The sequence below is a fragment of the Streptomyces sp. BRA346 genome (genome assembly GCF_052851135.1).
In genome coordinates this window covers 104,374-128,394 of record NZ_JAIWIH010000036.1, presented here as the reverse complement: position 1 = coordinate 128,394, position 24,021 = coordinate 104,374, and the positions used below count along the sequence as shown (strand labels likewise).

The following is a 24,021-nucleotide window of genomic DNA, read 5'->3' as shown; positions in this document are numbered from 1 at the left end:
TCCGCGTCGTCCGCTCATCGGCTGCTCGCTTCCGTGCCGCCGGAGCCGCCCGGGGTGACCAGGCAGACGGCGGTGTTTCCCTCGGCCGCCGCGGTGACGACGGCGTGTGGGGTGTCCGGGGTGCTCCGCAGGGCGGCGGCGACAGTGGCCATCGGCGCCAGGCAGCCCGCGCCCGCCGGGACGCGTTCGGCGCTCTCGTCCACAGCGTGCGCCATCGCCTCGCCGACCGGGGAGCCGTCCAGGACGGCGGTGACGGTCAGCGGGGTGCCCGGCCGGTGGCCGAGGGCGGCGAGCGCATCCCCCAGCGCCTCCGCCGCCGCCCCGGCGCCGCTGGCCGAGGCGGCGAGGGCGGGTGGCAGGAAGAACGTACGGACACCGACGCGCCCGTACGCCCGTCCGCCGCGCTCCGCGACGGCCGCCGCGGGCTCCAGCAGCAGCGCGACGGCACCGCCCTCCGAGGTCTCCGCCCCCGGCTCGCCCTCCGGCAGCGCCTCCTCGGTCGCCCCGGCGAGCAGCCGGGAGGCGCGGCCCGCGGCGAGGGCGCGGGCGCCGGTCTGGAGCGCCTCCAGGCCCGCGATACGGGGGCTGGTGAGGGTGAGGTTGAAGCCCTTGAGGTCGTGTTCGGTGGCCAGTCGGCTGCCGAAGAGGTTGATGGAGAAGTAGGGCGCGGTGGCCGGGCTCAGCTCCCCCGCGCCCGCGCCGGTGACCGTGCGGTCCATGGCGTGGTGGAGGGCGGTGGCCGCGCTGTTGGTGCCCACCGCGGCGCCGCGGCGCTCGGGTTCGGCCGCCGTCAGGGCGTCCTCGCCCGCGTCGGCGAGGGCGCGCTTGGCGGCGGCCAGCACGTACTGGGAGGCGCTGGGCAGGTACTTGTAGCCGCGGCGGCCCAGCTCGTCACGGAAGTCGAAGCCGTCCGCGTCCACGTCGCCCACTCCGGTGACCACGAGATCCATCAGCGGGCCTCCGCGAGGACGAGGGAGATGTTGTTGCCGCCGAACGCGTAGGCGTTGACCAGCCCGTATCCGCCACTCAGCGGGGTGCTCACCGGCGGCAGCGGCACCGCGCACTCCGGGTCGGCCGCCCCGACGGGCACGTTCGGCGGCAGCGTGCGGTGGTGCAGCATCAGGGCGGCGGCCAGCGCGGCGAACGCGCCCGCCGCGCCGCCGGTGTGGCCGATGAGCGCCTTCAGGCTGTACAGCGGGGAGTGGGGGGCCACCGCGGCCAGCACCCGGCTCTCCACCACGTCGTTGAGGTCGGTGCCGGTGCCGTGCGGCACCACGAAGCCGACCGTGTTCCCGTCCGTCTCGCCCGCGCCCGTCTCGCCCGCGTCGCCCGCGCCCGCCTCGCGCAGCGCCCGGCGCATCGCGCGCTCGATCTGCCCGCCGCCGGGCTCGGGCGCGGTCGCGTGGTGCGCGTCGCAGCTCCAGCCGGTGCCCACGAGGCGGGCGTAGCCGGGCCCGGCGCCGCGCGCGCGGGCGTGCGCGGCGGACTCCAGGACGAGGACGGCGGCTCCCTCGCCGAAGACCGTGCCGCGCCGGTCGGCGGCGAACGGGCGGCAGCGCTCGGGGTCGATGGCGCCCAGCCGGTTGAAGCAGGCGAGCGCGACCCGCGAGTACGCCTCGGCGCCGCCCGCGAACACCACGTCCGCCTCGCCCGAGCGGATCAGGTCGGCGGCGACGGACAGCGCGTAACCGCTGGCCGAACAGGCGTTGCTGACACACGTGTTGGGGCCGCGCGCGCCGAGCAGGCCGCCGACCACCGAGGCGACCGGGAAGACGGGCGCCCAGCGGCCGGAGTCCGGGGCCTTGCCCGTCCACCACGCCTCGTGCAGCTCCGTGTCGCCCATGCCGCTGCTGATCACGACGGCCACCCGGCGCGGATCGACGCTCCCCCACGCGGAGAGCCCGGCGTCCTCCGCCGCCTGCCGGGCCGCCTCGATCGCGAACCGCGAGCCGCGCCCCAGCGGCAGCCCCTCCCACTCCGCGGGCCCGTCAGGCACGTCGGCATCGGGCACCAGATACATCCGCGGATGGTCCATGCGGGCGAGCGGATCGGGCACCCGGGACGGGGCGGTGCGCGCGGTGTGCATGCCGCGCCAGAAGGCGTCGACGCCCATGCCCAGCGGGGACAGCGCCCCCACTCCGGTGACCGTGATGTCGTCCATCAGGTGCCGCTCGACTTTCCGGACAGCGCGTCCAGCACCCGCTGGTCGAAGGGGACCAGATGCCAGTCGCGGCGGTTCTCGATCAGTGCGTAGCCGTGCACGATGCCGCCGGTGGCGGTGAGGGTGAGGGCGCCGTCGCGCACCGCGTAACAGTCCATGCGGGCGGTGTAGGTGAGGTCCTTGAAGATCTCCTCCACCGTGTAGACGGTGTACAGGTCCTCTTCCATCAGGGCCTCGTCGGTGACGCGTATCCAGGAGCGCGGCACGACGGGTATCCACCGGCGGTCGTCCAGCAGCGTCTTGATGGAGATGCCGCGGGATTTCACGAAGCGGTCCTTGGCCTCCTCCATCAGCCGCAGATAGCCGGACATCTGGAGCCGCTCGGTGAAGTGGCAGTAGGGGTAGGTGATGTTCCACTTCCAGGCGTGGGCGTTACGGCCCTCCGTGAGCGCCGCCAGTACGGCGTCCTCACCGCCGCCCGGCAGCGCCCGGGGCGGCTCGGCGGAGGCCCCTTCGCCCAGCCGGTCCACCGTGAACCGGCCGAACTCGCCGGGCGGTTCGGCGGGCCCCGTCAGATACGAGTCGGCGCGCAGCGAGACCCGGACCGTGGCGGTGACGGCCTTGAGGACGGAACCGTCGCGCACGACCCGGAGGGTCACCCGGAAGGTGAGCGCCGTATCGCCGTCGGAGGTGTGCGGCACCACCTCGGCCTCGGCGTCGTCGTCCATGTGGAAGGCGTGCAGGATGCGGCTGTCCAGCGCCACGATGTCCAGCCCGAGGCCGTGCTCCTCGTACAGCCGGCGGGCGGGCGCCCCGCAGCGGGCGAAGTGGACCAGCACCGCCTCCTCGACGAGGTAATTGACGTGCTTGAAGCCGATCCACGTGCAGATGTTGGAGCCCTCGTACCGCGGACGCAGCCGCACCGTGGTGGTGTCGGCCAGCAAGGCCTTCGTCGACATCGGCGGGGCGGCGGCTCTCATCAGGTGCACTCCATCGCTGAATTCGCTGAATTCGCAGAAACCACGGGAATCGCGGAAAACCCGGAAACCTCCGAAACCTCCGTGACCTCCGTGACCTCCGTGACCTCCGAAACCTCCGAGACTTCCGAGACCTTTGAGACCTCGGCAGGGGGCGCGCCCGGCCCGCGCAGCAGCAGCCCGGCCACGGCGTCCGCCGTGTCGTCGCCGCTGGTGATCAGCGCCTCGCCCGCCCCGGCTCCGGCCCCTTCCGTGCGGAGCCAGCCGACCGCGGCGGCGCACTGGAGGACGCCGAGCGCGCCGGAGGCGCGGCCCACGGCGGTGGTGACGTCGTGGCGCGGTACGGCCGGGGGCACGGGTGCGCCGATGTCGGCGCTCGGCTCCTCGTAGCGCTCCGGGGTGAACCAGACGCCCGGCCCCTCGCCGCCCTCCGGCAGCAGCGCCCGGACGCAGCCCGCGAGCCCCGCCCGGCGCTCGTACGGCCCCAGGACGGCGACGGCGCGCGCCCCGCGCTCCTCCGCCCAGCGCGCGCCCTCCACGACGAGGGCGGCCGCGCCGTCCAGCAGGTCGTCGGCGGGGCGGGCGAGCAGGTCCTCCACGACGGCGTTGTGGGTCTCGACGCCGACCACCAGGGCGCGGCGGACGCGGCCCGCGGCCACGAGCGTCGCCGCCCAGTGGACGGCGTCGAGGCCGGACGTCGGTCCGTTGCACAGCATCAGATTGGGGCCGCGCAGCCCGTGCCGGATGGCGACCCAGGAGGCGATCACATTGCTGGAGGCGTTGGGCAGGCTCATGGGGCTCAGGGAGCGTGCCGAATCCTCGGCGATGGCGGCGGCGGTGAGGCACGCGGTGTCGAGGTTGCCCAGGTTGGAGCTGGCCACCACGCCGACGGTGTCGCCCGGGACGGTCAGCCCCTCCCCATCGGCGCTGCCGGCGCTGTCGGCGGGGACGAGGGCGGCGTCGCGTAACGCGTCGAGCGCGGCGCACAGGGCGAGTTGGGTCGCCCGGTCCTTGTAGCGGTGCCCGCGGCGGCCGATGCGGGCACCGGTGTCGAACGGCCCGGGCGCGCGCCCGGGGGCGTGCGCGCCGCGCAGCAGCGCGTCCGGGGTGTCCGCGCCGGGCAGGGCCATCCCGACCCCGGAGACGACGACGGTGCCGGGCGCCCGCAGCTCACTCATGGGGCCGCCCTCTCCACTATGGCGACGGCGTTGACCCCGCCGAACCCGAACGCGTCGATCTGGGCGAACCGCAGCCCCTCCACATCGGCCGGAAACGGCTCCCGGACGAACCGGAAATCGGCCGCCTCGGGGAGGGGGTCGGTGAGGCCGAGGGTCGGCGGGACCCGGCCCGAGGTCAGCGACTTCAGCGCGACGATCAGGCTGACCAGGCCCGAACTGCCCGAGGTGTGGCCGGTCATGGACTTGATCGCGGTCATCAGCGGCGTCGTCACGTCCGCGCCGAAGACCTCGGCGATGGCGGTCGCCTCCGCGCTGTCGTTGAGGTGCGTCCCCGTGCCGTGCAGCAGCACCAGGTCGATCTCGCCGGGGGTGACGCCCGCCCGCTGCTGGGCCTCGTGCACCGCCCGCACGATGCCCTGCGCGTCGGGCGCGGTGACGTGGCGGGCGTCGCAGTTCATGCTGACGGCGCGCAGTCTGCCGAGCGCGCCGGAGCGCGCGCCGGACTCCTCCCGGCGCAGCACCACCGCGGCGGCGCCGTCGCCCATCAGCACCCCGCGGCGCTCCCGGTCGAACGGCCGGACCCGGTCGGGCGGTTCGGCGTTCACCCGGTCCAGCAGCCCGTACATGGACTCGGTGAGGGTGTCGACACCGGCCACGATCACGGTGTCCTCGGCGCCGGTGGTCAGCAGGTCGCTGCCGAGGGCGAGGGCGTACAGCGAGGCCGAGCACGCCCCCGCGAAGGTGTGGGTGCGCTCCGCGCCGAAACGTTCTCGCAGTGCGGTGCCGAAGTGCAGCCGCCCGCCGGTGTCGAACGCGGTGCCGTCGCGCCAGGCCAGCTCCGCCGAGCGCAGCTCGCGCAGCCCGGTGCCGACGAGGACGGGCACCCCGCTCAGGTCCTCGCCGAGCCCGGCCTGCCGCGCCGCCTCCCCGACGGCGCGCAGCAGCCAGGCGGTGGCCCGGCCGGGCACGTCGGCGCCGGGTCCCGGCCGGTCGTCGATCTCGTACGCGTGCCGCCCCCGGTAGCGGTCCGGGTCGAAGCCGCGCAGTTCACCGAGTCCGCTGGTGCCCGCGCACAGGGCCGAGAAGACCTCGTCGACGCCCTCGCCCACGCTCACCACGGCGCCCGCGCCGGTCACCAGCTGACTCATGTCCTAATTCCAGTCCGTGCCGCGCTTGCCGAAGATCACCACGGCGTTGTTGCCCCCGAAGGCGAGCCCGTTGTTCTGTACGACCCTCAGCTCGGCGTCCACGGCCTCGTTCGGTACGACGTCGAGACCGCACTCCGGGTCGGTCTCCACGTGGTTGATGGTCGGCGGGATGAACCCCTCGGTGAGGGCCAGCGCGCAGGCGATGGAGGCGAGCGCCCCGGCGGCGCCCATGGAGTGGCCGATCATCGACTTGATGGACACGGTGCGCGGCGGGGCGGCGTCGCCGAAGACCTGGCGGATGGCGCGGGCCTCGGTGATGTCGTTGGCCCGGGTGCCGGTGCCGTGCGCGGAGATGAAGTCGACCTCCTCCGGCTTGATCCGGGCGTCGTCCAGGGCGAGCCGCATGCAGCGGGCCACGCTGTCCTGGTTGGGGGCGACGGGATGGTCCGCGTCGCAGTTGAGGCCGTAGCCGAGGACTTCGGCGTAGATGCGGGCGCCGCGGGCCAGCGCCGATTCCAGGCTCTCCAGGACGAGGACGCCCGCGCCCTCGCCGGTGAGGATGCCCTTGCGGTCCTTGTCGAAGGGCTGGCAGCGCTCCGGCGCTATCGTGCCCAGCCGGTAGAAGCCGGTGAAGGTCTTGCGGCACAGCGCGTCGGCGCCGCCGCACAGGGCGACCTCCACGTCCCCGCCGCGGATCGCGTCGTAGCCGTAGCCGATGGCGTAGTTGCCCGCCGCGCACGCGGTGGGGAGGGTGACCGCCTCCGTCCGGCTCAAGCGGAACTCCTCGGCGATGACGGCCGAAAGCCGCCCGGCGGGCACCCGGCGGGCAACGGCGGGGTCCATCCGCTCGGGCCCCAGGTCGACTTCCGTCTCGACCAGCTGGTCCAGGTCGCCCGATTCCCCGTCGGTGGTGCCGATGGAGATCAGGGACGGGACGGCGCGCAACGCGTCCTCCGCGATACCGGCGTCGGCCACCGCCATACGGGCCGCCGCCACCGAGAACTGGCTCGCCCGGCCCAGGTTCCCTATGTCCAGACGGTGGATCCACCGCCCGGGTTCGAAGTCCGGGACCTCGCATGCCATCGCATGCTCGAAACCCTCGGTGTCGAACGCGGTGACCGGCCGTGCCGCGCTCTTCCCCGCGCGCAGTCCGGCGAGGAATTCCGCGGTGCCGATGCCGATGCCGGACACCGCCCCGAGACCGGTGACGACGACCCTGCGACCCGACTCACCACGCATATCGCCCTGCCTTCCGAGGAGTCCGCCGAGGGTCCCGTCACCAGCCGGCCGCGTCGGAAACAACCTCGTAGACGCCCTTGAGGTTCACCATCCGGCCCAGCTCGGACTGGTCGATGACCACGTTGAACGTTTTTTCGAGCGCCGCAAGTATTTCAATGGCACGCAGCGAATCCGCGTCATGCTCTTCTTTGAAGAGGCTGGTCTCGGTGACCTCGTCCGGGTCGATCTCAAGGATATCCGTAACGATTTCCTTGATGGTTTCCCGACGCTCTTCGACGATGGCGGCCATTACCGCGCACCTCCATTTTCGGCATGGGCAAAGCGACGACTGACGATGACGCTATGCGGCGGTTCGGGGGGCGACAAGCCCCGAGTCCACTACCTGTCACACCGCCCGTGAACCCAACCGCACGACAACCACGGCTGTCATAAAGCTGCACTGCGCAGCCGGTTACCGGAACGTCAGGATGCCCAATCTGCAGCAAGCTGCCACGGTGATGCCCGCAGACCGCGCAAATCGGCCTGAACCCGACTACCCGACTACCCGTCACAGCAGTCGACTAGTCGCGCTCCGCCTCCATGAGCCCCGCGCGCACGGCCCGCACCCCGGCCTGGAAGCGCGACTCCACGTTCAGGTCCCGCATGATGTCCGCCACGTAGCGCCGATACGTACGCACCGAGAGCCCCAGCTTCCGGGCGGCCGCGTCGTCCTTGTAGCCCTCGGCCATCAGCGTCAGCACCTCGCGCAGCACCCGGCCGCGCGCCCCGCCCTCGAACGACAGCGGCCGCATCGGGCGCTGCGCGGTGTCCCACATCCCGCACAGCAGCCGGTGCAGCATCGCGGCCACCGTCGAGTTCTGGATCATCGAGGCGCGGGAGCCGCCGGGGTCGCCCGGGGAGCGCTCGGGTGCGATCACCGCCGCCCCGTCGACCACCACCAGCTCCTGCTGCGCGGAGCCGCACACCCGCACCTCCAGCCGCGGCACCGTGCCGACCGTGCGCTGCCACATCGCCCCGCGGATCACCCGCGGCGGGCACAGCATCCGGATCCGCACGCCCTTGCCGGACAGCTGTGCGAGGGTCTGCGCGACCAGCCGTGCATGGTCCTCGCAAGTCACCTCCGGCAGGCTCCAGATCACGTCACGCTGGGCGCGCAGCACCAGCCGTGCCACCCACCCCGCCACGACCTCGCCGTCCACCGGCAGTTCCGCGGTCGCCGAGGCGAGCACGCCGCGGCGGTGGTGGGTCACGGCGGACTCGATCAGCCGTAACGCCTGGCCGAGGGCCTCCTCCAGGTTGTCCGACCTGGCTTCCGGCTCCATACGAACCGCTCTCCTTGTGCCCGTCGCGCCGTCAATACCGTCGATACCCTCAATAGGCGTACGGTCATTTGGTTGAATTCCAAAATGGCTCAAAGGACACCCCCCGTTCCCCGATCGAGGCACAGTAACGAGCCATCTGCCGAAACGGCAAGGAACATCATGGCTCAACGGGCCGTCAGCGGGGTAAATATCATCGCCCTTCAGCGGAGGAAGACCCTCCAACGGGGTCAAGGGGCTGCGCCCCGCCTCGGCAGATTGGTAACTTCCTCTTTGAGCCAGCAAGCCTTGAGCCAGCAAGCCGTCCCTTGCCGTACGAGCGCGGACCCCCCACCCTTCAGTGGTCCCCGAAAGGCGCCGCCCCCATGGCTGCACAGAACACCGCGATCACCGACACGGCACCGGCGGGCGCCGAAGAGTCGCCCACCGGCCGCCAATGGCTCGCTCTCGCGGTGCTGGTCTTCTCCCAACTCGCGGTATGGCTCGACAACACGGTCCTCAACGTCGCGCTCAAGACACTGGCCGACCCGGACGAGGGGCTCGGCGCCAGCCCCAACCAGCTCCAGTGGAGCATCAGCTCCTACACGCTGGTCTTCGCGGTACTCCTCTTCACCGGCGGGGTGCTCGCCGACCGCTACGGCCACCGCAATCTGCTGCTCACCGGCATGCTCGTGTTCGGCGGCGCCTCCGCCTGGGCCGGGTACGCGGGCTCGGCCACCGAACTCATCGTCGCCCGCGGGGCGATGGGCATCGGCAGCGCCCTGATCATGCCCGCCACGCTCGCACTGATCGCCCAGGTCTTCGACGAACGGCACCGCGCGACCGCCATCGCCATCTGGTCCGGCTCCAGCGGCATCGCGATCGCCACCGGGCCGATGCTCAGCGGGGCGCTGCTCGACCACTTCTGGTGGGGGTCGGTCTTCCTCGTCAACGTGCCGATCGTCGTGCTGTGCGTGGCCGGTTCGCTGGTGTTCCTGCCCGGCGCGGCCGCCAAGGTGCGGCAGAAGTTCGACCCGCTGGGCGTGGTGCTCTCCACCGTCGGCCTCTTCGCCATCGTCTGGGCCGTCATCGAGGGCGGCCACCGCAACGACTGGAACGATCCGGCCATTCTCAGCGCGTTCGCCGTCGGCGCGGTCCTCGTCCTGGTGTTCGTCCTGGTCGAACTGCGGGTCGCCAACCCCAGCTTCGACGTCCGGCTCTTCCGCAACAGCCGGTTCACCGGCGCGAGCGTGGCCGTGATGCTGACCTTCTTCGGCCTCAACGGCTCCATGTACTACACGAGCTTCTATCTCCAGGGCGTCCACGGGCAGACCCCGCTGGAGTGCGGGCTGTCCATCGCCCCCGTCGCGATCGGCGTGCTGCTGGGCGCGCCGCTGTCGGCGAAGCTGGTGCGGGCGTACGGGGTGCGCCGCGTCGTCACCGTCGCCATGCTCATCGCCACGACCGGCTTCTTCGCGTACGTCTTCCTCGACGAGCACAGCGGGCTGGGCCTGTTCTGGGTCTTCCTCATCCTCCAGGGGCTCGGCATGGGCGCCGCCGTGGCTCCCACCACCGAGGCCATCATGTCCGTCCTGCCCGCCGACCGCACCGGCGCCGGGTCCGCCGTCAACAACGCGATGCGGCAGATCGGCGGCGTCCTCGGGGTCGCGGTCCTCGGCTCCATCCTCGCCGGTGTCTACCGCGGCGAGATCAGCCCCAAGCTGGGCGATCTGCCGCCGGGCGCCGCCGGTGCCGCCGAGGAGTCCCCCGAGGCCACCCGCCTCATCGCCGGGCGGCTGCGGATGCCGCGGCTGTCCGACTTCGCCGACCAGGGATTCGTGCACGCCATGCACGTCGCCGCCGTGGTCGGCGCCATCGCCGCGGCGGTGGGCGCGGTCATCATCTGGTGGACGTTCCGGCGGGCGACGTACGCCGAGGGCGCCCGCTGAGCCCGCTTACGGAGCCCGCTTACGAGCCCGCTTACGGCCCCGTGATCCTTTCCTTGCCTCCCCGGGGGTACGGGCATAGCCTCCCGGCACAACGTCCGTATTCCGGAGGGCTGTTCCCATGCGTACAGCGGTCATCACCGCGGCAGGCGAGGTCGAGTTAAGACGGATACCCGTGCCCGACGTCGGGGATTCGGAAGTGCTGGTCCGCATCGCGGCGTGCGGCATCTGCACCATGGAGGCCAATCTGTACGCCGGGCGCATGACCGTCTACCCGGCCGCCGCCGGACACGAGATCTCCGGCTGGGTCGAACGCGTCGGCGCCACCGCCGCCGGACTTGAGGACATGCCCGCCGTCGGCTCCCTCGTCACCCTCGACGGCCTCCCCCGCTGCGGCGCCTGCCGCGCCTGCCGCCGCGGCCAGTCCGCCATCTGCGTCGCCCTCCAGGGCCGGGTGCGCGAGGCGGACGGCGCGATCGCCATGGGCGCCGGACTCGCCGACCACATCGTGCTCCCCGCCTCCCGCGTCTGGTCGGTCGGCGACACCGACCCGGCGGTCGCCGCCATGGGCGAACCGCTCGCCTGCGTCGTCCACTCCCTGCGCCGCGGCGGCTTCCGCGCCGGGGACCGGGTGACCGTCATCGGCGCCGGGTACATGGGCCACCTCCACCTGGCCGTGGCCCGTGAGCTGGGGGCGCGCGGGGTCGCGGTCGTGGAGCGCGACGAGGAGCGCCGCACGGCGGTCGCGGCGGCGGGCGCGGACACGGCCGTACGCCCGGAGGAGGTGCGCCAACTCCCCGCCGCCGACCTCGTGTTCGTCACCATAGCCAGCGCCGAGTGCATCGCCGCCGCGCTCGCCGCCGTGGCCGACGGCGGCACGATCGTCCTCTTCGGCGGCGCCCCCGACGGCCCGCCCGCCGAACTCCCCGGGTACGAGGTACACCGCCGCCAGCTCACCGTGACGGGCTCCTTCAGCCACGAACCGTCCGACTGGCGCACAGCCGCCGAACTCCTCCGCGGGGGCTCGCTGGCGTCCCGCCTGGCGGGCCTGGTGACGGCGCGGTACGGCCTGGACGAGGTGGAGAAGGCCCTGAAGCAGGCCTCGGAGACCCCGGTCTACCGAGTGGTCGTCACCCCGTAGCCCCGGCGGTCCCGTGAGCCACGGCAACCGGTGGGCCACGGACGCCCCGCGGCCCACGCCCCGTTCCGACGGCACCGGACATACGGCCCACCCGCCCGGCACCGGGCCCCTCGCCCCCCGGCGGGAGCGGACCCCGGCGAACGGGCGGCACGCCCCGCCACGCGGCACCGAACACGCGACCCCCGCCCCGGAGGAGCGGACCGTCGCCCGTACCCACCCGGCAGGGGCGGCCCCCGCCCCTGCGGACCCAGGGCACACGCCCCGGGTCCGCCGACAGCAAGCACGCGGGGCCAGACGCAACGCCCCGCCACCCGGGCACAGCCCCGCCCCCGACACGAGACACGCAACCCCACCACGCAGCACCGCCCCGGAGGGGCGGGCCGTCCCCCTGGCCACCCGGCAGGGGCGGGGCCCACCACGCAGCACCGGCCGCACGCCCCCGCCGCCCGGCGCCGGGCAGGCGGCACCGCCCCGCAGGAGCGGACCGTCGCCCGGGTCCCGTCCGGCGGGGGCGGGGTCCAGGGGCGGGGCCCCTGGGCCGGGAAGGGGCGGGGTGGGGAACAACAACCGAAGGGACCACCGTGCGCATCGGCGTCCAGCTCCACCCCCAGCACACCGGCATCCAGGAACTCCGCGCCGCCTGGCGGCAGGCCGACGCCCTCGGCGTCGACTCGTTGTGGACCTGGGACCACTTCCTCCCGCACACCGGCGACCCGGGCGGCACCCACTACGAGTGCTGGTCGCTGCTGTCCGCGATGGCGGTCGAGACCCGGCACGCCACCATCGGCCCCCTCGTCACCTGCACCGCCTTCCGCAATCCGCACCTGCTCGCCGACATGGCCCGCACCGTGGACCAGCTCAGCGGCGGGCGGCTGGTACTGGGGCTGGGGGCGGGGTGGTTCGAGGCCGAGCACACCGCGTACGGCATACCGTTCCCCGGCCCGGCCGGGCGCATGGACGCGTTCGCCGCCTCCATCACGGCCGTCAAGGAGCGGCTGGCCAAGCTCAACCCCGGCCCGGCGGGACCCCTGCCCCTGCTGATCGGCGGCGCGGGCAGACGCCGCACCCTGGAGCTGGTGGCCCGCGAGGCGGACTGGTGGAACTGGTACGGCTGGGCCGCCACCGACCCGGTCGCCGAGTTCCGTGAGCTGAACCGGGCCCTGGACGAGTGGTGCGAGCGGGTCGGCCGCGACCCCGGGCAGGTGGCCCGTACGGTCATGGTCAACCCGGACCAACTGCCGCTGGCCGAGGGGTTCGCGGAGGCCGGGGCGGTGCACCTCGTGCTGTCGCTGCCCGCCCCGTACGACCTGGGGGCGGTCGAGAAGCTGCTCGCGCTGCGCGCCGCGCTCACCCCATGAAACGGGAACCCCTGGGACACCGCTTCGCCCTGCTCATGGGCGCGCTGCTGGTCTCCACCCTCGGCAACGGCCTGTGCTTCCCGTTCACGGCGATCTACATCAGCGGGCTGCTGGGCCTCGGCGCCCGGGCCGCCGGCGGGTACTTCATCGCGATGGCCGTGGCCAGCTTCGCCGCGGCCCTCGTCGGCGGCCCGCTGGCCGACCGGCGCGGGCCGCACCGGGTGGGGGTGCTGGGCGGGGCGGCGCTCGCCGCCGGGTACGGGATGCTGGCCCCGGCCGACACCACCTCCCTGGTGCTCGCCTCGGGGGCGTGCGTGGGCGTGGGCTTCGGGCTGTTCTACGCGTCGATCGTGGGGATCGTGGACGCGGCCGTTCCGGAGAGCGGCCGCCGTACCGCGTTCTCCGTCCGGCACATCGTCAACAACGTCGGCATCGGGGTGGGTTCGGTGGCCGCGGGGCTCGCGCTCCAGGGCGCGCACACTCCGACCGGTACGCTCCGCTGGCTGTACCTGGCCAACGCGCTGGCCGCGCTCCCCCTGATCGCGGCGATCTGGTACGTACGTCCCCGCACCACGAGCCAGGCCGTCCCGGCGCAAGCCCCGGCCGCCGACGGGACCACGTACCGCACGCTCCTCCGCGCCCGCCCCATGGCGCTGCTGATCGTCGCCCAGGCCCTCTTCGCCATCGTCGGCTTCACCCAGATCGAGGCCACGGTGCCGCTGCTCCTGCACGACGACATGGCCGTCACCCTGGGCTGGGTGAGCACCGTCGTGGCGGCCAACTCCTTCGCCTTGGTCGCCCTCCAGCCACTCCTGAGCCGCTGGCTGGAGCGGCTGCCGGAGACCGTGAGCCTGGCCGCAGGGCCGGTGCTGTGGGTGGCGGCGTTCGGCTGCGGGCTCGGCGCGGCGCTGGCCGGGGACGGGGCCGCGCCGGTCCTCCGCTACGGGCTGCTGCTGGCGTTCGCGGTGGTATTCGCGGCGGGCGAGCTGACGTATTCCTCGGCGTTCTATCCGCTGCTGCTGCGCTGGTCCGGCGAGGCGGCCGTGGGGCGGGCGAGCGCGCTGGCCTCCCTCGCCTGGAACCTGGGCACGGCGACCGGGCCGCCGATCGGGCTGTTCGTGGTCGCCCACCTCTCGGCGACGGGTAGCTGGACCGCGCTCGCGGCCGGTGCCGGGGCCGCGTTCGCGGTGGCCGCCGCACTGCACCGGCGTGCGGCGGCCGTCCCTCCCGCGGTCGATCGGAGCGGCTAGGACTTCGGCAGATAGCCGTTGTCGTACGCGTCCTCAGGGCTGACCGTCTTCTCCAACAGCCCCTGGTCGTACATGAAATCGGCCATCCGGGTCCAGGTTTGCGGGTCGTTGACGCCGACCTCGCCCTGGTCCGTCTTCATCATCGGCATCGTGGCCTTGAGGACCGCCATCGCGTTCTTCTTCTGCTTTTCGCCGCGCAGCCCCGGTACGTATTTCTCGCTGAGCTTGATGGTGTCGTCCGGGTTGTCCATCGCGTAGCGCAGCCCGCGCAGCGACGCCGCGACGAACTTCTTCATGTCGTCGCCGCGCTTCTCCAGCACGTCTTTCTTGGCGCCCAGACCGACCCCGACCAGCGGATCACCCTTGTCGCCGGAGTCGAGCGTAATCGCCCGGACCTCCTTGCCGGCCTCCTCGAAGGAAATGGCGTCGTTGTTGAGATAGCCCATCACGCCCTCGACCTTGTTTCCGGTCAGGGCCGCCTGCTGGGTGAATCCGATGTTCTGGATCTTGGCCTGCTTCGGGGAAAGTCCGCCCTCCTTGAGAAGGGCCAGCAGACCGAAATACGTCTCGCCGAAGGGGCCCGGTGTACCGATCTTCCGGCCCTTGAGGTCGGCCGGTTTCCTGATGGCGGAGTCCTTGGGCACGATCAGGCCCACGGGGTATTTCTGGTAGAAGGTCGCGATGTCCACGACGGGCAGATTCTTGGCGGCGCGCGCCTGGAGCATCTCGTCGCCGCCCGCGTAGACGACGTCCTCCTTGCCCGACGACAGGGCCCCGAAGAGGTCTTCGGACGCGCCGTGGTGGCGTAGCGTCACCTTCAGCCCGGCGTCCTTGTAGTAGCCCTTCTCGGCGGCCACGTAGAAGGGCGAGAACTGGATGTTCGGGGTGTAGGTCAGCCCTACGGTGATGCTCTTGCCGCCCTTGCCCTCCGCGTCCTTCGGCTCCTCGGCGCATGAGGTCAGGGTGGCCGCGGCCACCACCGACACGAGAGCCGCCCCCAGAACCCGCTGTCTGAGGGCGCCCCTCATGGTCGTCTGCACAGAACGCACGTACTTCTCCTCGAGAATCGACTCGTGAATCGGATGCGACCGGCCGCTCACCGGTCAGTCACGCTGTGCGAGCCGCTCGACCAGCCGGACCACGCCGTACAGACCGGCGGCGAGCAGGGCGAGCATGACGAGTGTGGAGAACAGGCCGATCGTGTCGGCCGCCTGCCGCTGCACGGACAGCAGCTGCCCCAGGCCGTCGCCGCCCATGACGAACTCCCCGACGACGGCGCCGGTGATGGAGAGCGTGAGCCCGTTGCGCACCCCGGCGAGGATGCTGGGCAGGGCGAGCGGAAGCTCGATGTACCAGAGCATGCCCCACCACCCCACGCCGTCCACGCGGGCGGCACCCAGTACCTCGGGGTCCAGGCCGCGCAGCCCCAGCACGGTGTTGACGAGGATGGGGAAGAAGACGAGGAGCGCGCACAGCACCGCGATCGGCAGCAGTCCGTAGCCGAGCCACAGCGCGAGCAGCGGGGCCAGCGCCACCGCGGGCACGGCCTGCGACGCGGCGATGTACGGCTGGAGCGCAGCGGCCGCCAGGTCGCTGCGGGCGATGAGATAGCCGAGCGGCAGCGCCACTCCGATTCCCATACCGCTTCCGGCCAGTGCTTCTCGCACGGTTTCCCAGGTGTAGTCGACAAGGGAATCGTGCAATACCTGGTCGATGAAATACCGGGCCAAGTCCACCGGCTTCGGAAGGTAGAACTCCGCCACCGCTCCGGTACGGGTCACGACGTCCCAGACGAGAAGCAGTGCCAGCCCGAATACGAGTGGCGGAAGCACTCCCCGGAACATGGCCCCCGTGCGACGCTCGCCGCCGCTCTCGCGGGTCTTATCCACCCGCGGCGGCCGGGGGAAATGCGGCTCGCGCCGCGGCGTCACCGCCTCCGGCTCACCGCGCGCCACCGCCGTGGCCGCCGTACCGCTCCCGTACCCCTCACCCATCCCCAAATCCCCTTGTATTACCGGCGGTTGCCAGATCGCGGCACGCCCGCGTGCAACCTATCCCCAGCGCACACCGGTTCACAATGTCGATGGGAAAACGAAACAATTCCGAGGCCGGACTTCCTGCCATCTCCTCAGCGGTCCCCGAGAATGCCCAGCTCGGAGGCGCGCGCCCCGGCCTGGAAGCGTGAGTTGGCGTCCAGCAGCTCCAGGATCCCGGTGACATAGCGGCGGTACGTACGCACGGAAATCGCCAGATCGCGGGCGGCCGCCTCGTCGGTGACCCCGTCCCGCAGCCGCGCCAGCACCCGCCGCACCATCTCCGTACGGGCGCGGTTGCCGAAGTCGAGCGGGCGCGGGGCGGGGGTGGCGCCCGCCCAGATGGAGCGGAACATGCCGTACAGCGAGCCGACCACCACCTGGTCCTCGATGACCGAGGTGTGCCGCCCGTCCGCCGACTCCGTGCACACCAGTGCGGTCCGGCCGTCGGCGATCACGGCCGTGGGCAGGGGCACCGGGGCGATCCGGACCTGCGCGGGGCGGGGCGCGGGCGCGGACGCGGGCTCGTCAGCCGCCTCCGGCCCGGGTGCGGCCGCGGGGTCGGGCCCGGCTTCGGGGTCGGGCGCCGGGACCGGCGCGGGCGGGGGCGCGGGGCCCGGGATGGGCGCCGGTACGGGCGCGGGGCCCACCGGGGCGCCGCCGCCCGCGCCGCCGCCCGACCCACCCGCGGGACCGGCGCGGCCGCGCAGCACCCGCACCCGCACCGCGTCGTCGTCCAGGTTCAGCAGCAGGGCGGTGAGCGCCGCGTGCGCCGCCGCCATCCGGCCGGGCGCCTCCGGGAACACGGCGTCCACCCGCCCCCGGGCCTTGGTGATCACCTGTTCGGCGGCGGCCAGGAACGCCCCGTCCGCCATGCCCACCTGGGTGAACTGCCCCGTTCTCGTTCTTCGGGCCCGGTGTTCGACGACGGTGGCCTCGATGAGGGCCCGCACCTCCCGTAACGTCCGCTCCAGAACGTCCCCCGGATCACCGGGATCCTTCATGTCGTCATTCCTGCCTCGCGACGTGGTCAAGGTCTCGAGTGCCATGCGCTGTCGGTTTTGGGTTATGGGTCGTGGGTTCCGACCGTGGGCGCCACGGGTGAAGAGGGGGTCAGCGGTCCGGCAGCAGCCCCAGCTCCACCGCCCGCACCCCCGCCTGGAAGCGGGATCCGGCCCCCAGCTCCCGCATGATCTCCGCGACATACCGGCGGTAGGTCCGCAGGGACACCTGCATGTCGCGCGCCGCCACCTCATCGGTGTGGCCCGTGCGCAGGCACTCCAGGATGCGCCGCGTGGACGTGGGGCACAGCCGCCCGCCCAGCCGCGGATAGTCCTCGAGCGCCACGGCGTTCCCCCAGGTCCCCGCGAACATCAGCTCCAGGGCCTGCACCGCGGCGGGATCCTCGACGAGCGACGCCTGCCGCCCGCCGCCCCGCGCCGGGTCCGGCGGTTCGTTCCGTACGTAGACGATCTGGCCGTCGACGAACAGCGCTTCCGGTAACTCCCCGTCACAGACGCGGACTTCGCAGCGCGGATCGGTGCGCGCCAGCGCCCGCACCCGAGCCGCGTCCAGCGCCCGCGGCAGACACAGCAGCCGCACCGCGCGGCGCCCCCGGCCGCCCCGGGCGGGCCGGGCGAGCGCCGAGCAGACGACCTCCGACTGCTCCTCGCCGCCCGACAGGACGACGCTCACGGTCCGTTCGGCCCCGTCCACGAGCGTGTCGACGACCTCGGCGAGCGGCACCTGCCCGAGGGCCTTCCCCGCCCAGGAGTCCTGGGCCAGCTCCCGCCGGTGCCGGGTGACCGTGGACTCGATCAGATCGCGGGCGGCCAGCAGGGCACGCTCGACATAGTCGCCGGTCATGGCGGGGACCGAGGAGTCCGTCTCATGCTCAGGAGAAGGCTCGGACATCGTCACAAGACCAACCATGACTTCCCCTGGAGGGCGACAGCTACCTAGTTCTGCAAATACCGGCCTGGTTCTTGGAATTCCATGCCTCGACGTGCTCAAAACGCGGAGGCAGCATGGTGCGAAATCACTGATGACAGTAATTCGCGCACAGCGACGACGTCAACGCGGGGCGTGAAGTAAAGAATAGACCAAGTCCGGCGCGTCAGAGCGCGAAACGGCGCTCGACCAGGCGTCAAGCGGTGCGTGTTGTCAGCAAGTTACGAACCGTCAGTCCGCGAGACCGCTATCCGGACACGATCAGTCGCAATGCGACGACGCTCCGCCACGACCGGAAGCGATCATGTCCGGTTGCTGCCACCACCCCGAACGGGTCACTGCGGCCCGAAGTTGATCGAACCGCTGAAGTCGCGCCCCTGGATGACCGCGTTCGACGCGGTTCCGGAGAAGGTGTTGTACACCGAACCCGCCTTCCGCTCCGCGGGCTCGCCGAACTCCCGCAGCCAGGCGGCCAGATCGCGCCCGAACTGCGGGTCCTGCCGCGACCGCTCGACCAGCAGATCGGCCAGCCGACGCAGCCGCTCCTCGTCGTCGTACGGAATGGTCACCGGCTCGGGCTCACCGCCCGCCGGTTCGGCCTCGCCGCGTCGCCACACCCGGCGGGCCAGTGCGCCGAGCGGCGCCGCCCCGCCTCGCCTCCGGCGCCCGATACCGCCGCGTTGACCGCCGCGACCAGCGCACCCGTCGTCACCCGATCCATGAGCCCTCCCCTGCCGCTCCGTCAACTCACCTTGACACAACGCTACCGATGGGGGCGGTCAGGGATCCACCGCTTCGGCGCGCAGCGTGAACCAGACCGTCTTGCCGTGGTCGTGGAGGTCCGTACCCCACTCATGGGCCGTCTTGCTGAGCAGGAACATCCCACGCCCGCACTCCGAGAGGAAGTCCGGCTCCTTGACCACCGGCAGTGAGGTCTCGGAGTCGAAGACGGCGGCGCATATCCCGTACGGGCGGTTTTCGAGCGTCAGCACGCACTCGGGCGACGCCGCGTGCTTGTGGACGTTGGACAGCAGTTCGGTGACGCACATCGCCGCGGGCGTGACCAGTTCCCCGCGCCCCCACAGACGCAGCGGGGCGCCGACGGCACGGCGTACCTCGGCGAGTTTCTGCGGGTGAACGCGGAGGCGGAATTCGTACCGCTGCGGGATGTTGTATGCCATATGGTCCGGGGCCCCTCCAAAGCGCAGCGCACTGCCGCCATGTCGCAAGAGCGATCCTGGCTCATCGGGAGTGTCGCTCGCAATGTTTCGACCCTTTGGCTCACAACTGGCATATGCCGCCTGGTGACCGCTGTCGGCGATAGGCCAGACTGACGCCATGTCCTACCAGCCAGTGCCCACCGTACGGCGCAGGCGTCTGGGTTCAACTCTGCGGAGGCTGCGCACCGAAGCGGGGATGACACTCGACGCGGCGGCAGAAGCGCTCAACGCGACCGCGAACGGTTCCCCTGGCGCCCGCCACTGGACCGCGCCCAAGCTGTCGCGCATCGAGAACGCCAACGCGACCATCCGCACCACCGAGGTCGAGGTCCTGCTGCGGGCGTACGAGGTCACCGACCGCGAGATCCGGATCGCGCTGGAGGGGCTCGCCAAGGACGCGGGCAAGCGGGGCTGGTGGCAGACGTACCGCGGAGTCGTCGCGCCCGCCTACGCCGACTACATATCGCTGGAGTCGGACGCCGACTCCGTCCGCGACTACGCCCCGCTGGTCATCCCCGGGCTGCTCCAGACGTCCGAGTACGCGCGCGAGACGATCGCCGCGAACGCCAGGGCCCGCAGCGCCGCCGAGGTCTCCGCCCTCGCCGAGGTGCGGCTCGCCCGCCAGGCCGTGCTCACCCGCGCGGACACCCCGCTGAGGCTGTGGGCCGTCATCCACGAGACGGCGCTGCGCCGCCGGTTCGCCGACCGCCCGGCCATCATGGCCGAGCAGCTGCGCCGGCTGCTGGACGTCGCGGAGTGGCCGACGGTGACGCTCCAGGTGATGCCGATCGACGCGGCGCCCAACCCGGGGGACGCCGGCGCGTTCACACTCGTGGGCTTCCCGGGTCCGATGCCGGATGTGGTCTCCCAGGAGAACCTGCGCGGGCCCACGTACGTCGAAGGAGTCGACGACGTCAACGTTTTCGTCGACGCCTTCGGCCGCATCGCCGACAGCGCGCTGTCTCCGGATGCGACGAAGGGCCTCATCGCAGATCTCGTATGAGAAAGAGGGCCCCACACATGAACACCTCATGTACCTCTGCACCACTCGCCGGGAACCAGCACCGTCCGCGCTGGCGCAAGTCCTCGTACTCCGTGGGCGAGGGCCAGTGCGTGGAGATCGCCGCCGGCGGCGGACGGCTGCTGATCCGGGAGAGCGACGACCCGGGCGTGGTCCTCACCACGGCCCCGGAGACGCTCGCCGCCTTCCTGCGGGGTGCGAAGGCGGGCACGTTCGACGCGTGACGTAAGCGGATGGGTGGCCGCCCGGCCCGGAGGCCGGGCGGCCTTTCGCTGTCGGAACGGGCTTTGCCGGAACCGAACCCGTCAGAACCGGACATCCGAGCACGCGTAGAACGCGTTCCCGGTGTCCGCGATGGTCCAGACGGCGAGGATCACATGCCGCCCGGTCATCCCGCTCGGGATCGTCCCCGAGTGGGACAGCGTGGACGGCGGCCGCTGGTTGTTGTACGGCACGGTCAGGAAGGGCCGGGACTGGAGGTTCGAGCGGGTCACCTTGGTGCTCGGATTCCAGCCGTTCTTGGTGATGTAGTACTTGAAGTCCGTGGTCGCGTGCGAGGCCGTGAACCGCCAATTGAAGGTGTAACTGCGCCCGGCGGTCAGCTTGGTCGCGGGCCACGACCCGCCGCGCGGATCGTCGAGCTGGGCGAACCGGCTGTTGCCGCCCGCACAGATCGTCCCGTCCGCGGGCCCGCCCGAGGGGAAACCCTTGGGCCCTTCCACGCTCTGCGGCTCGTACTGGATCTCGCCACAGTTGGCGACGGTCCCGTTGGCGCACAGCTTCTGCCTGCTGAGCGGTGAGTCGGTGTAGCCGTGACTGGTGGCCTCGCCACCCGTCGCGAGAACGGTGACCGCCGCGAGCCCGATGCCGACCACGGCGGCGCGGATCTTCTTGCGCATGCTTCGCTCCTGAAGACGTGGGGGTGCTTCTGCGAGCCGTGCGATGCGGTCTAGACCAAGTCGAGCGTAGCCAGGCCCATTTGGTCATGTCCATACCAATGACAAAGGTGTCGGCAGGGGCAGGACGGAGCCTGGTCCGGACCACCCCACGAGGTCCGGTAGGATTCCGTTGTCAGCAGGCGCCGCTAGCTCAGTTGGTTAGAGCAGCTGACTCTTAATCAGCGGGTCCGGGGTTCGAGTCCCTGGCGGCGCACCGATGGCCTTACGGTCACTGACCTGGGGTTTCCTGGCTCGTCCGGGGAACCCCAGCTGCGTTTTGCGGCTGCCGAGCCCTGGAGGCGCGAGAAGATGCTGATGGCGGTGGGCATCGTCGCCGGTTCCCTCTGGATCGTGCTGTTCGCCTGGGTGAGCTGGCACCGGCGCAGGTTCGGCGGTGGCGGCGCCGCGAACACCGAGGCACTGGCCGAGGTGTTCCATCCCTCGCGGCGGCATGTCCAGGAGCAGAGGGAACGCCGGCTCACCCTGCGCGACGACACGGACTCCGGCGCCCCGCCGGGCAGCACCGTGGACTTGGACGCGGGCACGGCGGTAGTGCGTCCGCGGCCGAAGGGCCCTGACGGAGGCTCTTGCACCTGACGCCAACGGCAGGTCTTACCTTGCACGGGCAGGGCCGTTCCGGCCCCGCACCGGAACGCGAAGGGTGAGACGGCACGTTGCATGCGCTCCACACGAAGCAGACGGCCATCATCGCCGCCGGCCGGGTCTTCGTCCCTGCCCACGACGTCGAGACGTTCATCGCCGAGGCGCAGGCGACCTACCCGATCGCCGCGGCGAACCCGGGAAACGTGCTGCTCTCGTTCTGCGTGGAGGACGCGGCGGCCGGAACGGTCACGGTGCTCGAGCAATGGACCTCCCAGCAGGCGCTCGATCGGCACCTTGCCACACCGGAGGTCATGGCGCTCTTCGCCAAGTGGGGCCCGAACATGCGCAATGAGGTGCGCAAGTTCGACGCGCTCAACGAGAGAGACCCCCTGGCCTGAGACACGCCCTACGCCTGCCGGGCCGCGCGCCACTCGGGGGCGAGGACCGACCAGATCTCCATGTCGCGCCGCGTACCCCGGTACAGGAAGCTCTCCCGCAGCACGCCGTCCTTCGTCATCCCGAGCCGCCGGGCCACCGCGATGCTGGGCGCGTTCGCCACCGAGACGTGCCACTCCACGCGGTGGATGCCCCGCTCCTCGACGGCCCAGTCGATGATCAGACGGCAGGCCCTGGTCACCAGGCCCCGGCCCACGGCCGACGGCTCCAGCCAGCAGCCCGCCTCGGCGGTGCCCTGTGCGATGTCCATCGTCCGGAAGAGGACCCCGCCGACCAGCTTGCCGTCCGTCCAGATGCCGTAGATGCGACCGGTGTCGGTCGCGGCCTTCTGCGCGTACGACTCCAGGAACCTACGGCTCGACGCCAGATCCGTGACGGCGTCCGCAAGGCCGATATGCTGCCCGATGAGTTCCCGCCCCCGCTCCATGTGGGCGAGGAATTCCTCGGCCCGCCACGGTTCGAGCGGGCGCAGCTCCGCGCCGTCGTCCCCCAGGGATATCGCGTACATCATCGCCCTCCACCGCCGAACCCACCCCACGACGCGACGGATCTTCTCACGTCCGCCCGCGCCGCTACCCGGCATTTTTCCGCGCCCCGAAGCGCCCCGAACGCCCCGGCACGCGGAGGGCGCCGGGGCGTTCGTACGTCATCAGGCAGCGATCAGTCGCAGGAGGGGCACGGCTCGCAGTGGCGGACCGTGACGTCGTCGATGACCGGCCCCCAGGCGCCGGACATGGTGCTGGCGAACGCCAGGGTCGTGGTGGCGCCGGTGGCCACGAAGCTCACCTCGTGGGTCACATACCCCATGTTGGCCGTCGTCTTGCCGGTGGTGTCGAAGCTGAAGTTCTGGAAGTTCTGGCCGTCCACCAGGACCTTGCCGGTCTTCAGCGCCGGACCGCCGACCCCGGGGTTACCGGCGAGGGAGTACGTCACCGTGTACCGCTTCCCCGGCACCGTCGTGAAGGTCTGCGCCACCGTGCCCGCGTTGTCCCCGTTGAGGTCGACGGACTGGTCACCCTCGGCGGCCTGCCAGAACCCGTCCCCGATCAGGTCCACGTTCCCCCCGGTGACCTTCCACGGCCCGATGGACCCTCCCGTCCCGATGTTCACGAACGTATTGGCCGCCACCCTGGGCGTCTCGAAGCTGCCGCCATCGAAGTGACTGGCCGCCGGAGCCGCCAGCGCGGCGCCCGTACCGGCTCCCGCGACGACACCGGCGACGATGACCGCGGCAACAAAGGTGCGAATGGGCGACATGTTCCCCTCCTGGATGAAAGATGCGCGAGCGTCTGAATTGACCGCCCGGAAGAATCTCCCGCATCCCCCGGCGGAGACCAAGACCGAGTCACGGGCGCACGGTGGTGTACGCCGGTCCGAACTCCCCGGACGCGCCGCCTGCTTGACCCGCCCGCCCCTCGCGGACGCCGAGGCGTCGCGTCACCGCCCGGCGATATCCCCGTTGTCCACAGCCCTGGCGCCGGGTTCCTGCGCGGCCAGGTCGTCAGCCAGCGCACAGCTGCCGAGCTGCGCGGGGCCATGGCCGCCGCGGTGACGGGCGGCACGAGCGCGGGCCCGCGTCGACGGCGCGGACGTCGGCGCTACGACCGCCCTCGCGCAAAGCGGCGCCGACCGGATCGACTGGTGCACCGCGTACGCCCAGCCCGGCTCGGGCGATCGGCAGGTGGCCATCGCCGTGGTCGTGGAGGGGGAGTCGGGTTCCGGGGGGAGCGGTGGCGGGGCGGCGGCGCCGATCGCCAAGCGGGCGATGCAGGCCGCGATCGCCCGTCGGTGATCAGTCCTCGGGGGTCTGCTGGAGCTGGGCCAGGGTCAGCACGTTGCCGCCGATGCCCCAGCCGCCGTCGGCGACCTCCTCGACCAGGACGAGGGTGTTGGCGCGGGCCCGTTCGCCGTAGATCTCGGCGTACAGCTCGGTCGTGCGCGTGATGATCTTCTCCTTCTGCTGCGCGTCGAGGGTTCCGGCGGGGACCTTGAAGTTCGCGAAAGGCATGGTGGTTCTCTTTCCGACACGGGACGGCGGGACGGTCCCACCCTGGCCCGGTGGCCCCGCGCCAGCCAGGGCTGTGCCCACCCAGGGGTTACCGTC

General features: G+C 71.9%; 26 protein-coding genes and 1 tRNA gene. 9 read left to right on the top strand and 18 right to left on the bottom strand.

The features are described 5' to 3' along the window. Positions 1-14 precede the first annotated feature (14 nt). The 8 genes from LCH29_RS34160 to LCH29_RS34125 all read right to left on the bottom strand — a co-directional run bounded on the left by LCH29_RS34160 (position 15) and on the right by LCH29_RS34125 (position 8,025). Positions 15-950 carry a beta-ketoacyl synthase N-terminal-like domain-containing protein gene (locus LCH29_RS34160; protein WP_446465563.1) on the bottom strand — a complete coding sequence of 312 codons (936 nt, stop codon included), beginning with the start codon at positions 948-950 and terminating at the stop codon, positions 15-17. Then, a complete protein-coding gene (locus LCH29_RS34155; RefSeq protein WP_446465562.1) occupies positions 950-2,161 on the bottom strand; it encodes a beta-ketoacyl synthase N-terminal-like domain-containing protein in 1,212 nt (403 codons plus the stop codon). The genes LCH29_RS34160 and LCH29_RS34155 overlap by 1 nt, the downstream gene beginning before the upstream one ends. Further along, positions 2,161-3,141 carry a hypothetical protein gene (locus LCH29_RS34150; protein WP_446465561.1) on the bottom strand — a complete coding sequence of 327 codons (981 nt, stop codon included), beginning with the start codon at positions 3,139-3,141 and terminating at the stop codon, positions 2,161-2,163. Before LCH29_RS34150 ends, LCH29_RS34155 begins: the two co-directional genes overlap by 1 nt. Continuing rightward, positions 3,141-4,316 carry a beta-ketoacyl synthase N-terminal-like domain-containing protein gene (locus tag LCH29_RS34145; protein WP_446465560.1) on the bottom strand — a complete coding sequence of 392 codons (1,176 nt, stop codon included), beginning with the start codon at positions 4,314-4,316 and terminating at the stop codon, positions 3,141-3,143. Before LCH29_RS34145 ends, LCH29_RS34150 begins: the two co-directional genes overlap by 1 nt. Next, positions 4,313-5,464 (bottom strand): beta-ketoacyl-[acyl-carrier-protein] synthase family protein, encoded by a 1,152-nt coding sequence (locus tag LCH29_RS34140; RefSeq protein WP_446465559.1) that lies wholly within the window; start codon positions 5,462-5,464, stop codon positions 4,313-4,315. The genes LCH29_RS34145 and LCH29_RS34140 overlap by 4 nt, the downstream gene beginning before the upstream one ends. Positions 5,465-5,467: 3 nt before the next feature. Continuing rightward, the gene (locus tag LCH29_RS34135) at positions 5,468-6,703 is read right to left on the bottom strand and encodes a beta-ketoacyl-[acyl-carrier-protein] synthase family protein (protein ID WP_446465558.1); all 1,236 of its coding nucleotides are present in this window, start codon (positions 6,701-6,703) and stop codon (positions 5,468-5,470) included. 37 nt (positions 6,704-6,740) lie between these two features. Further along, positions 6,741-6,992, bottom strand: a complete 252-nt coding sequence (locus tag LCH29_RS34130) for an acyl carrier protein (protein ID WP_009717613.1) — start codon at positions 6,990-6,992, stop codon at positions 6,741-6,743. A 271-nt stretch (positions 6,993-7,263) separates the two neighbouring features. Next, positions 7,264-8,025: a LuxR C-terminal-related transcriptional regulator gene (locus LCH29_RS34125; protein ID WP_446465557.1), complete on the bottom strand. Its 762-nt coding sequence runs from the start codon at positions 8,023-8,025 to the stop codon at positions 7,264-7,266. Positions 8,026-8,387: 362 nt separating this feature from the next. Here LCH29_RS34125 and LCH29_RS34120 point away from each other — a divergent pair, with 362 nt between their 5' ends. From LCH29_RS34120 to LCH29_RS34105, 4 genes are all read left to right on the top strand, one after another. Next, positions 8,388-9,950 carry an MFS transporter gene (locus tag LCH29_RS34120; protein ID WP_446465556.1) on the top strand — a complete coding sequence of 521 codons (1,563 nt, stop codon included), beginning with the start codon at positions 8,388-8,390 and terminating at the stop codon, positions 9,948-9,950. A 118-nt stretch (positions 9,951-10,068) separates the two neighbouring features. After that, a complete protein-coding gene (locus tag LCH29_RS34115; protein ID WP_446465555.1) occupies positions 10,069-11,088 on the top strand; it encodes a zinc-dependent alcohol dehydrogenase in 1,020 nt (339 codons plus the stop codon). Positions 11,089-11,669: 581 nt separating this feature from the next. Continuing rightward, positions 11,670-12,446: an LLM class F420-dependent oxidoreductase gene (locus tag LCH29_RS34110; protein ID WP_446465554.1), complete on the top strand. Its 777-nt coding sequence runs from the start codon at positions 11,670-11,672 to the stop codon at positions 12,444-12,446. Next, positions 12,443-13,696: an MFS transporter gene (locus LCH29_RS34105; protein WP_446465553.1), complete on the top strand. Its 1,254-nt coding sequence runs from the start codon at positions 12,443-12,445 to the stop codon at positions 13,694-13,696. Before LCH29_RS34110 ends, LCH29_RS34105 begins: the two co-directional genes overlap by 4 nt. On the opposite strand, the gene LCH29_RS34100 is transcribed toward LCH29_RS34105, so the two are convergent. From LCH29_RS34100 to LCH29_RS34075, 6 genes are all read right to left on the bottom strand, one after another. Continuing rightward, the gene (locus LCH29_RS34100) at positions 13,693-14,745 is read right to left on the bottom strand and encodes an ABC transporter substrate-binding protein (protein WP_446465552.1); all 1,053 of its coding nucleotides are present in this window, start codon (positions 14,743-14,745) and stop codon (positions 13,693-13,695) included. The genes LCH29_RS34105 and LCH29_RS34100 overlap by 4 nt on opposite strands. A 54-nt stretch (positions 14,746-14,799) precedes the next feature. After that, positions 14,800-15,363 carry an ABC transporter permease gene (locus LCH29_RS34095; RefSeq protein ID WP_245606640.1) on the bottom strand — a complete coding sequence of 188 codons (564 nt, stop codon included), beginning with the start codon at positions 15,361-15,363 and terminating at the stop codon, positions 14,800-14,802. Between the two features lie 461 nt (positions 15,364-15,824). Continuing rightward, the gene (locus LCH29_RS34090; RefSeq protein ID WP_446465551.1) at positions 15,825-16,733 is read right to left on the bottom strand and encodes a helix-turn-helix transcriptional regulator; all 909 of its coding nucleotides are present in this window, start codon (positions 16,731-16,733) and stop codon (positions 15,825-15,827) included. Between the two features lie 109 nt (positions 16,734-16,842). Continuing rightward, on the bottom strand, positions 16,843-17,643 hold the full coding sequence (locus LCH29_RS34085) for a response regulator transcription factor (RefSeq protein ID WP_446465581.1): 801 nt from the start codon (positions 17,641-17,643) through the stop codon (positions 16,843-16,845). Positions 17,644-18,014: 371 nt separating this feature from the next. Beyond that, positions 18,015-18,296, bottom strand: a complete 282-nt coding sequence (locus LCH29_RS34080) for a hypothetical protein (RefSeq protein ID WP_446465550.1) — start codon at positions 18,294-18,296, stop codon at positions 18,015-18,017. A gap of 162 nt (positions 18,297-18,458) precedes the next feature. Further along, positions 18,459-18,860, bottom strand: coding sequence for an ATP-binding protein (locus tag LCH29_RS34075; RefSeq protein ID WP_446465549.1), 402 nt, complete (start codon positions 18,858-18,860; stop codon positions 18,459-18,461). A 157-nt stretch (positions 18,861-19,017) separates the two neighbouring features. Between LCH29_RS34075 and LCH29_RS34070 the strand changes: the two genes are divergently transcribed. Continuing rightward, entirely contained in the window at positions 19,018-19,902 is an 885-nt protein-coding gene (locus tag LCH29_RS34070) for a helix-turn-helix domain-containing protein (protein WP_446465548.1), read from the top strand. A gap of 17 nt (positions 19,903-19,919) precedes the next feature. Beyond that, the gene (locus LCH29_RS34065) at positions 19,920-20,144 is read left to right on the top strand and encodes a DUF397 domain-containing protein (protein ID WP_446465547.1); all 225 of its coding nucleotides are present in this window, start codon (positions 19,920-19,922) and stop codon (positions 20,142-20,144) included. Positions 20,145-20,225: 81 nt separating this feature from the next. On the opposite strand, the gene LCH29_RS34060 is transcribed toward LCH29_RS34065, so the two are convergent. Continuing rightward, positions 20,226-20,819: a lytic polysaccharide monooxygenase auxiliary activity family 9 protein gene (locus LCH29_RS34060; protein ID WP_446465546.1), complete on the bottom strand. Its 594-nt coding sequence runs from the start codon at positions 20,817-20,819 to the stop codon at positions 20,226-20,228. Positions 20,820-20,998: 179 nt separating this feature from the next. Here LCH29_RS34060 and LCH29_RS34055 point away from each other — a divergent pair. The 3 genes from LCH29_RS34055 (at position 20,999) to LCH29_RS34045 (ending at position 21,859) form a co-directional block, all read left to right on the top strand. Beyond that, a tRNA-Lys gene (locus LCH29_RS34055) sits at positions 20,999-21,072 on the top strand. Positions 21,073-21,173: 101 nt separating this feature from the next. Then, positions 21,174-21,455 (top strand): DUF6191 domain-containing protein, encoded by a 282-nt coding sequence (locus tag LCH29_RS34050; protein ID WP_446465545.1) that lies wholly within the window; start codon positions 21,174-21,176, stop codon positions 21,453-21,455. A 77-nt stretch (positions 21,456-21,532) separates the two neighbouring features. Beyond that, positions 21,533-21,859, top strand: coding sequence for a putative quinol monooxygenase (locus LCH29_RS34045; protein ID WP_446465544.1), 327 nt, complete (start codon positions 21,533-21,535; stop codon positions 21,857-21,859). A gap of 8 nt (positions 21,860-21,867) precedes the next feature. On the opposite strand, the gene LCH29_RS34040 is transcribed toward LCH29_RS34045, so the two are convergent. The 3 genes from LCH29_RS34040 to LCH29_RS34030 form a co-directional block, all read right to left on the bottom strand. Continuing rightward, positions 21,868-22,425: a GNAT family N-acetyltransferase gene (locus LCH29_RS34040; RefSeq protein WP_446465580.1), complete on the bottom strand. Its 558-nt coding sequence runs from the start codon at positions 22,423-22,425 to the stop codon at positions 21,868-21,870. Positions 22,426-22,577: 152 nt separating this feature from the next. Then, positions 22,578-23,174 carry a choice-of-anchor C family protein gene (locus LCH29_RS34035; protein WP_446465543.1) on the bottom strand — a complete coding sequence of 199 codons (597 nt, stop codon included), beginning with the start codon at positions 23,172-23,174 and terminating at the stop codon, positions 22,578-22,580. Positions 23,175-23,709: 535 nt separating this feature from the next. Then, positions 23,710-23,925 (bottom strand): tautomerase family protein, encoded by a 216-nt coding sequence (locus LCH29_RS34030; RefSeq protein ID WP_446465542.1) that lies wholly within the window; start codon positions 23,923-23,925, stop codon positions 23,710-23,712. Positions 23,926-24,021 lie beyond the last annotated feature (96 nt).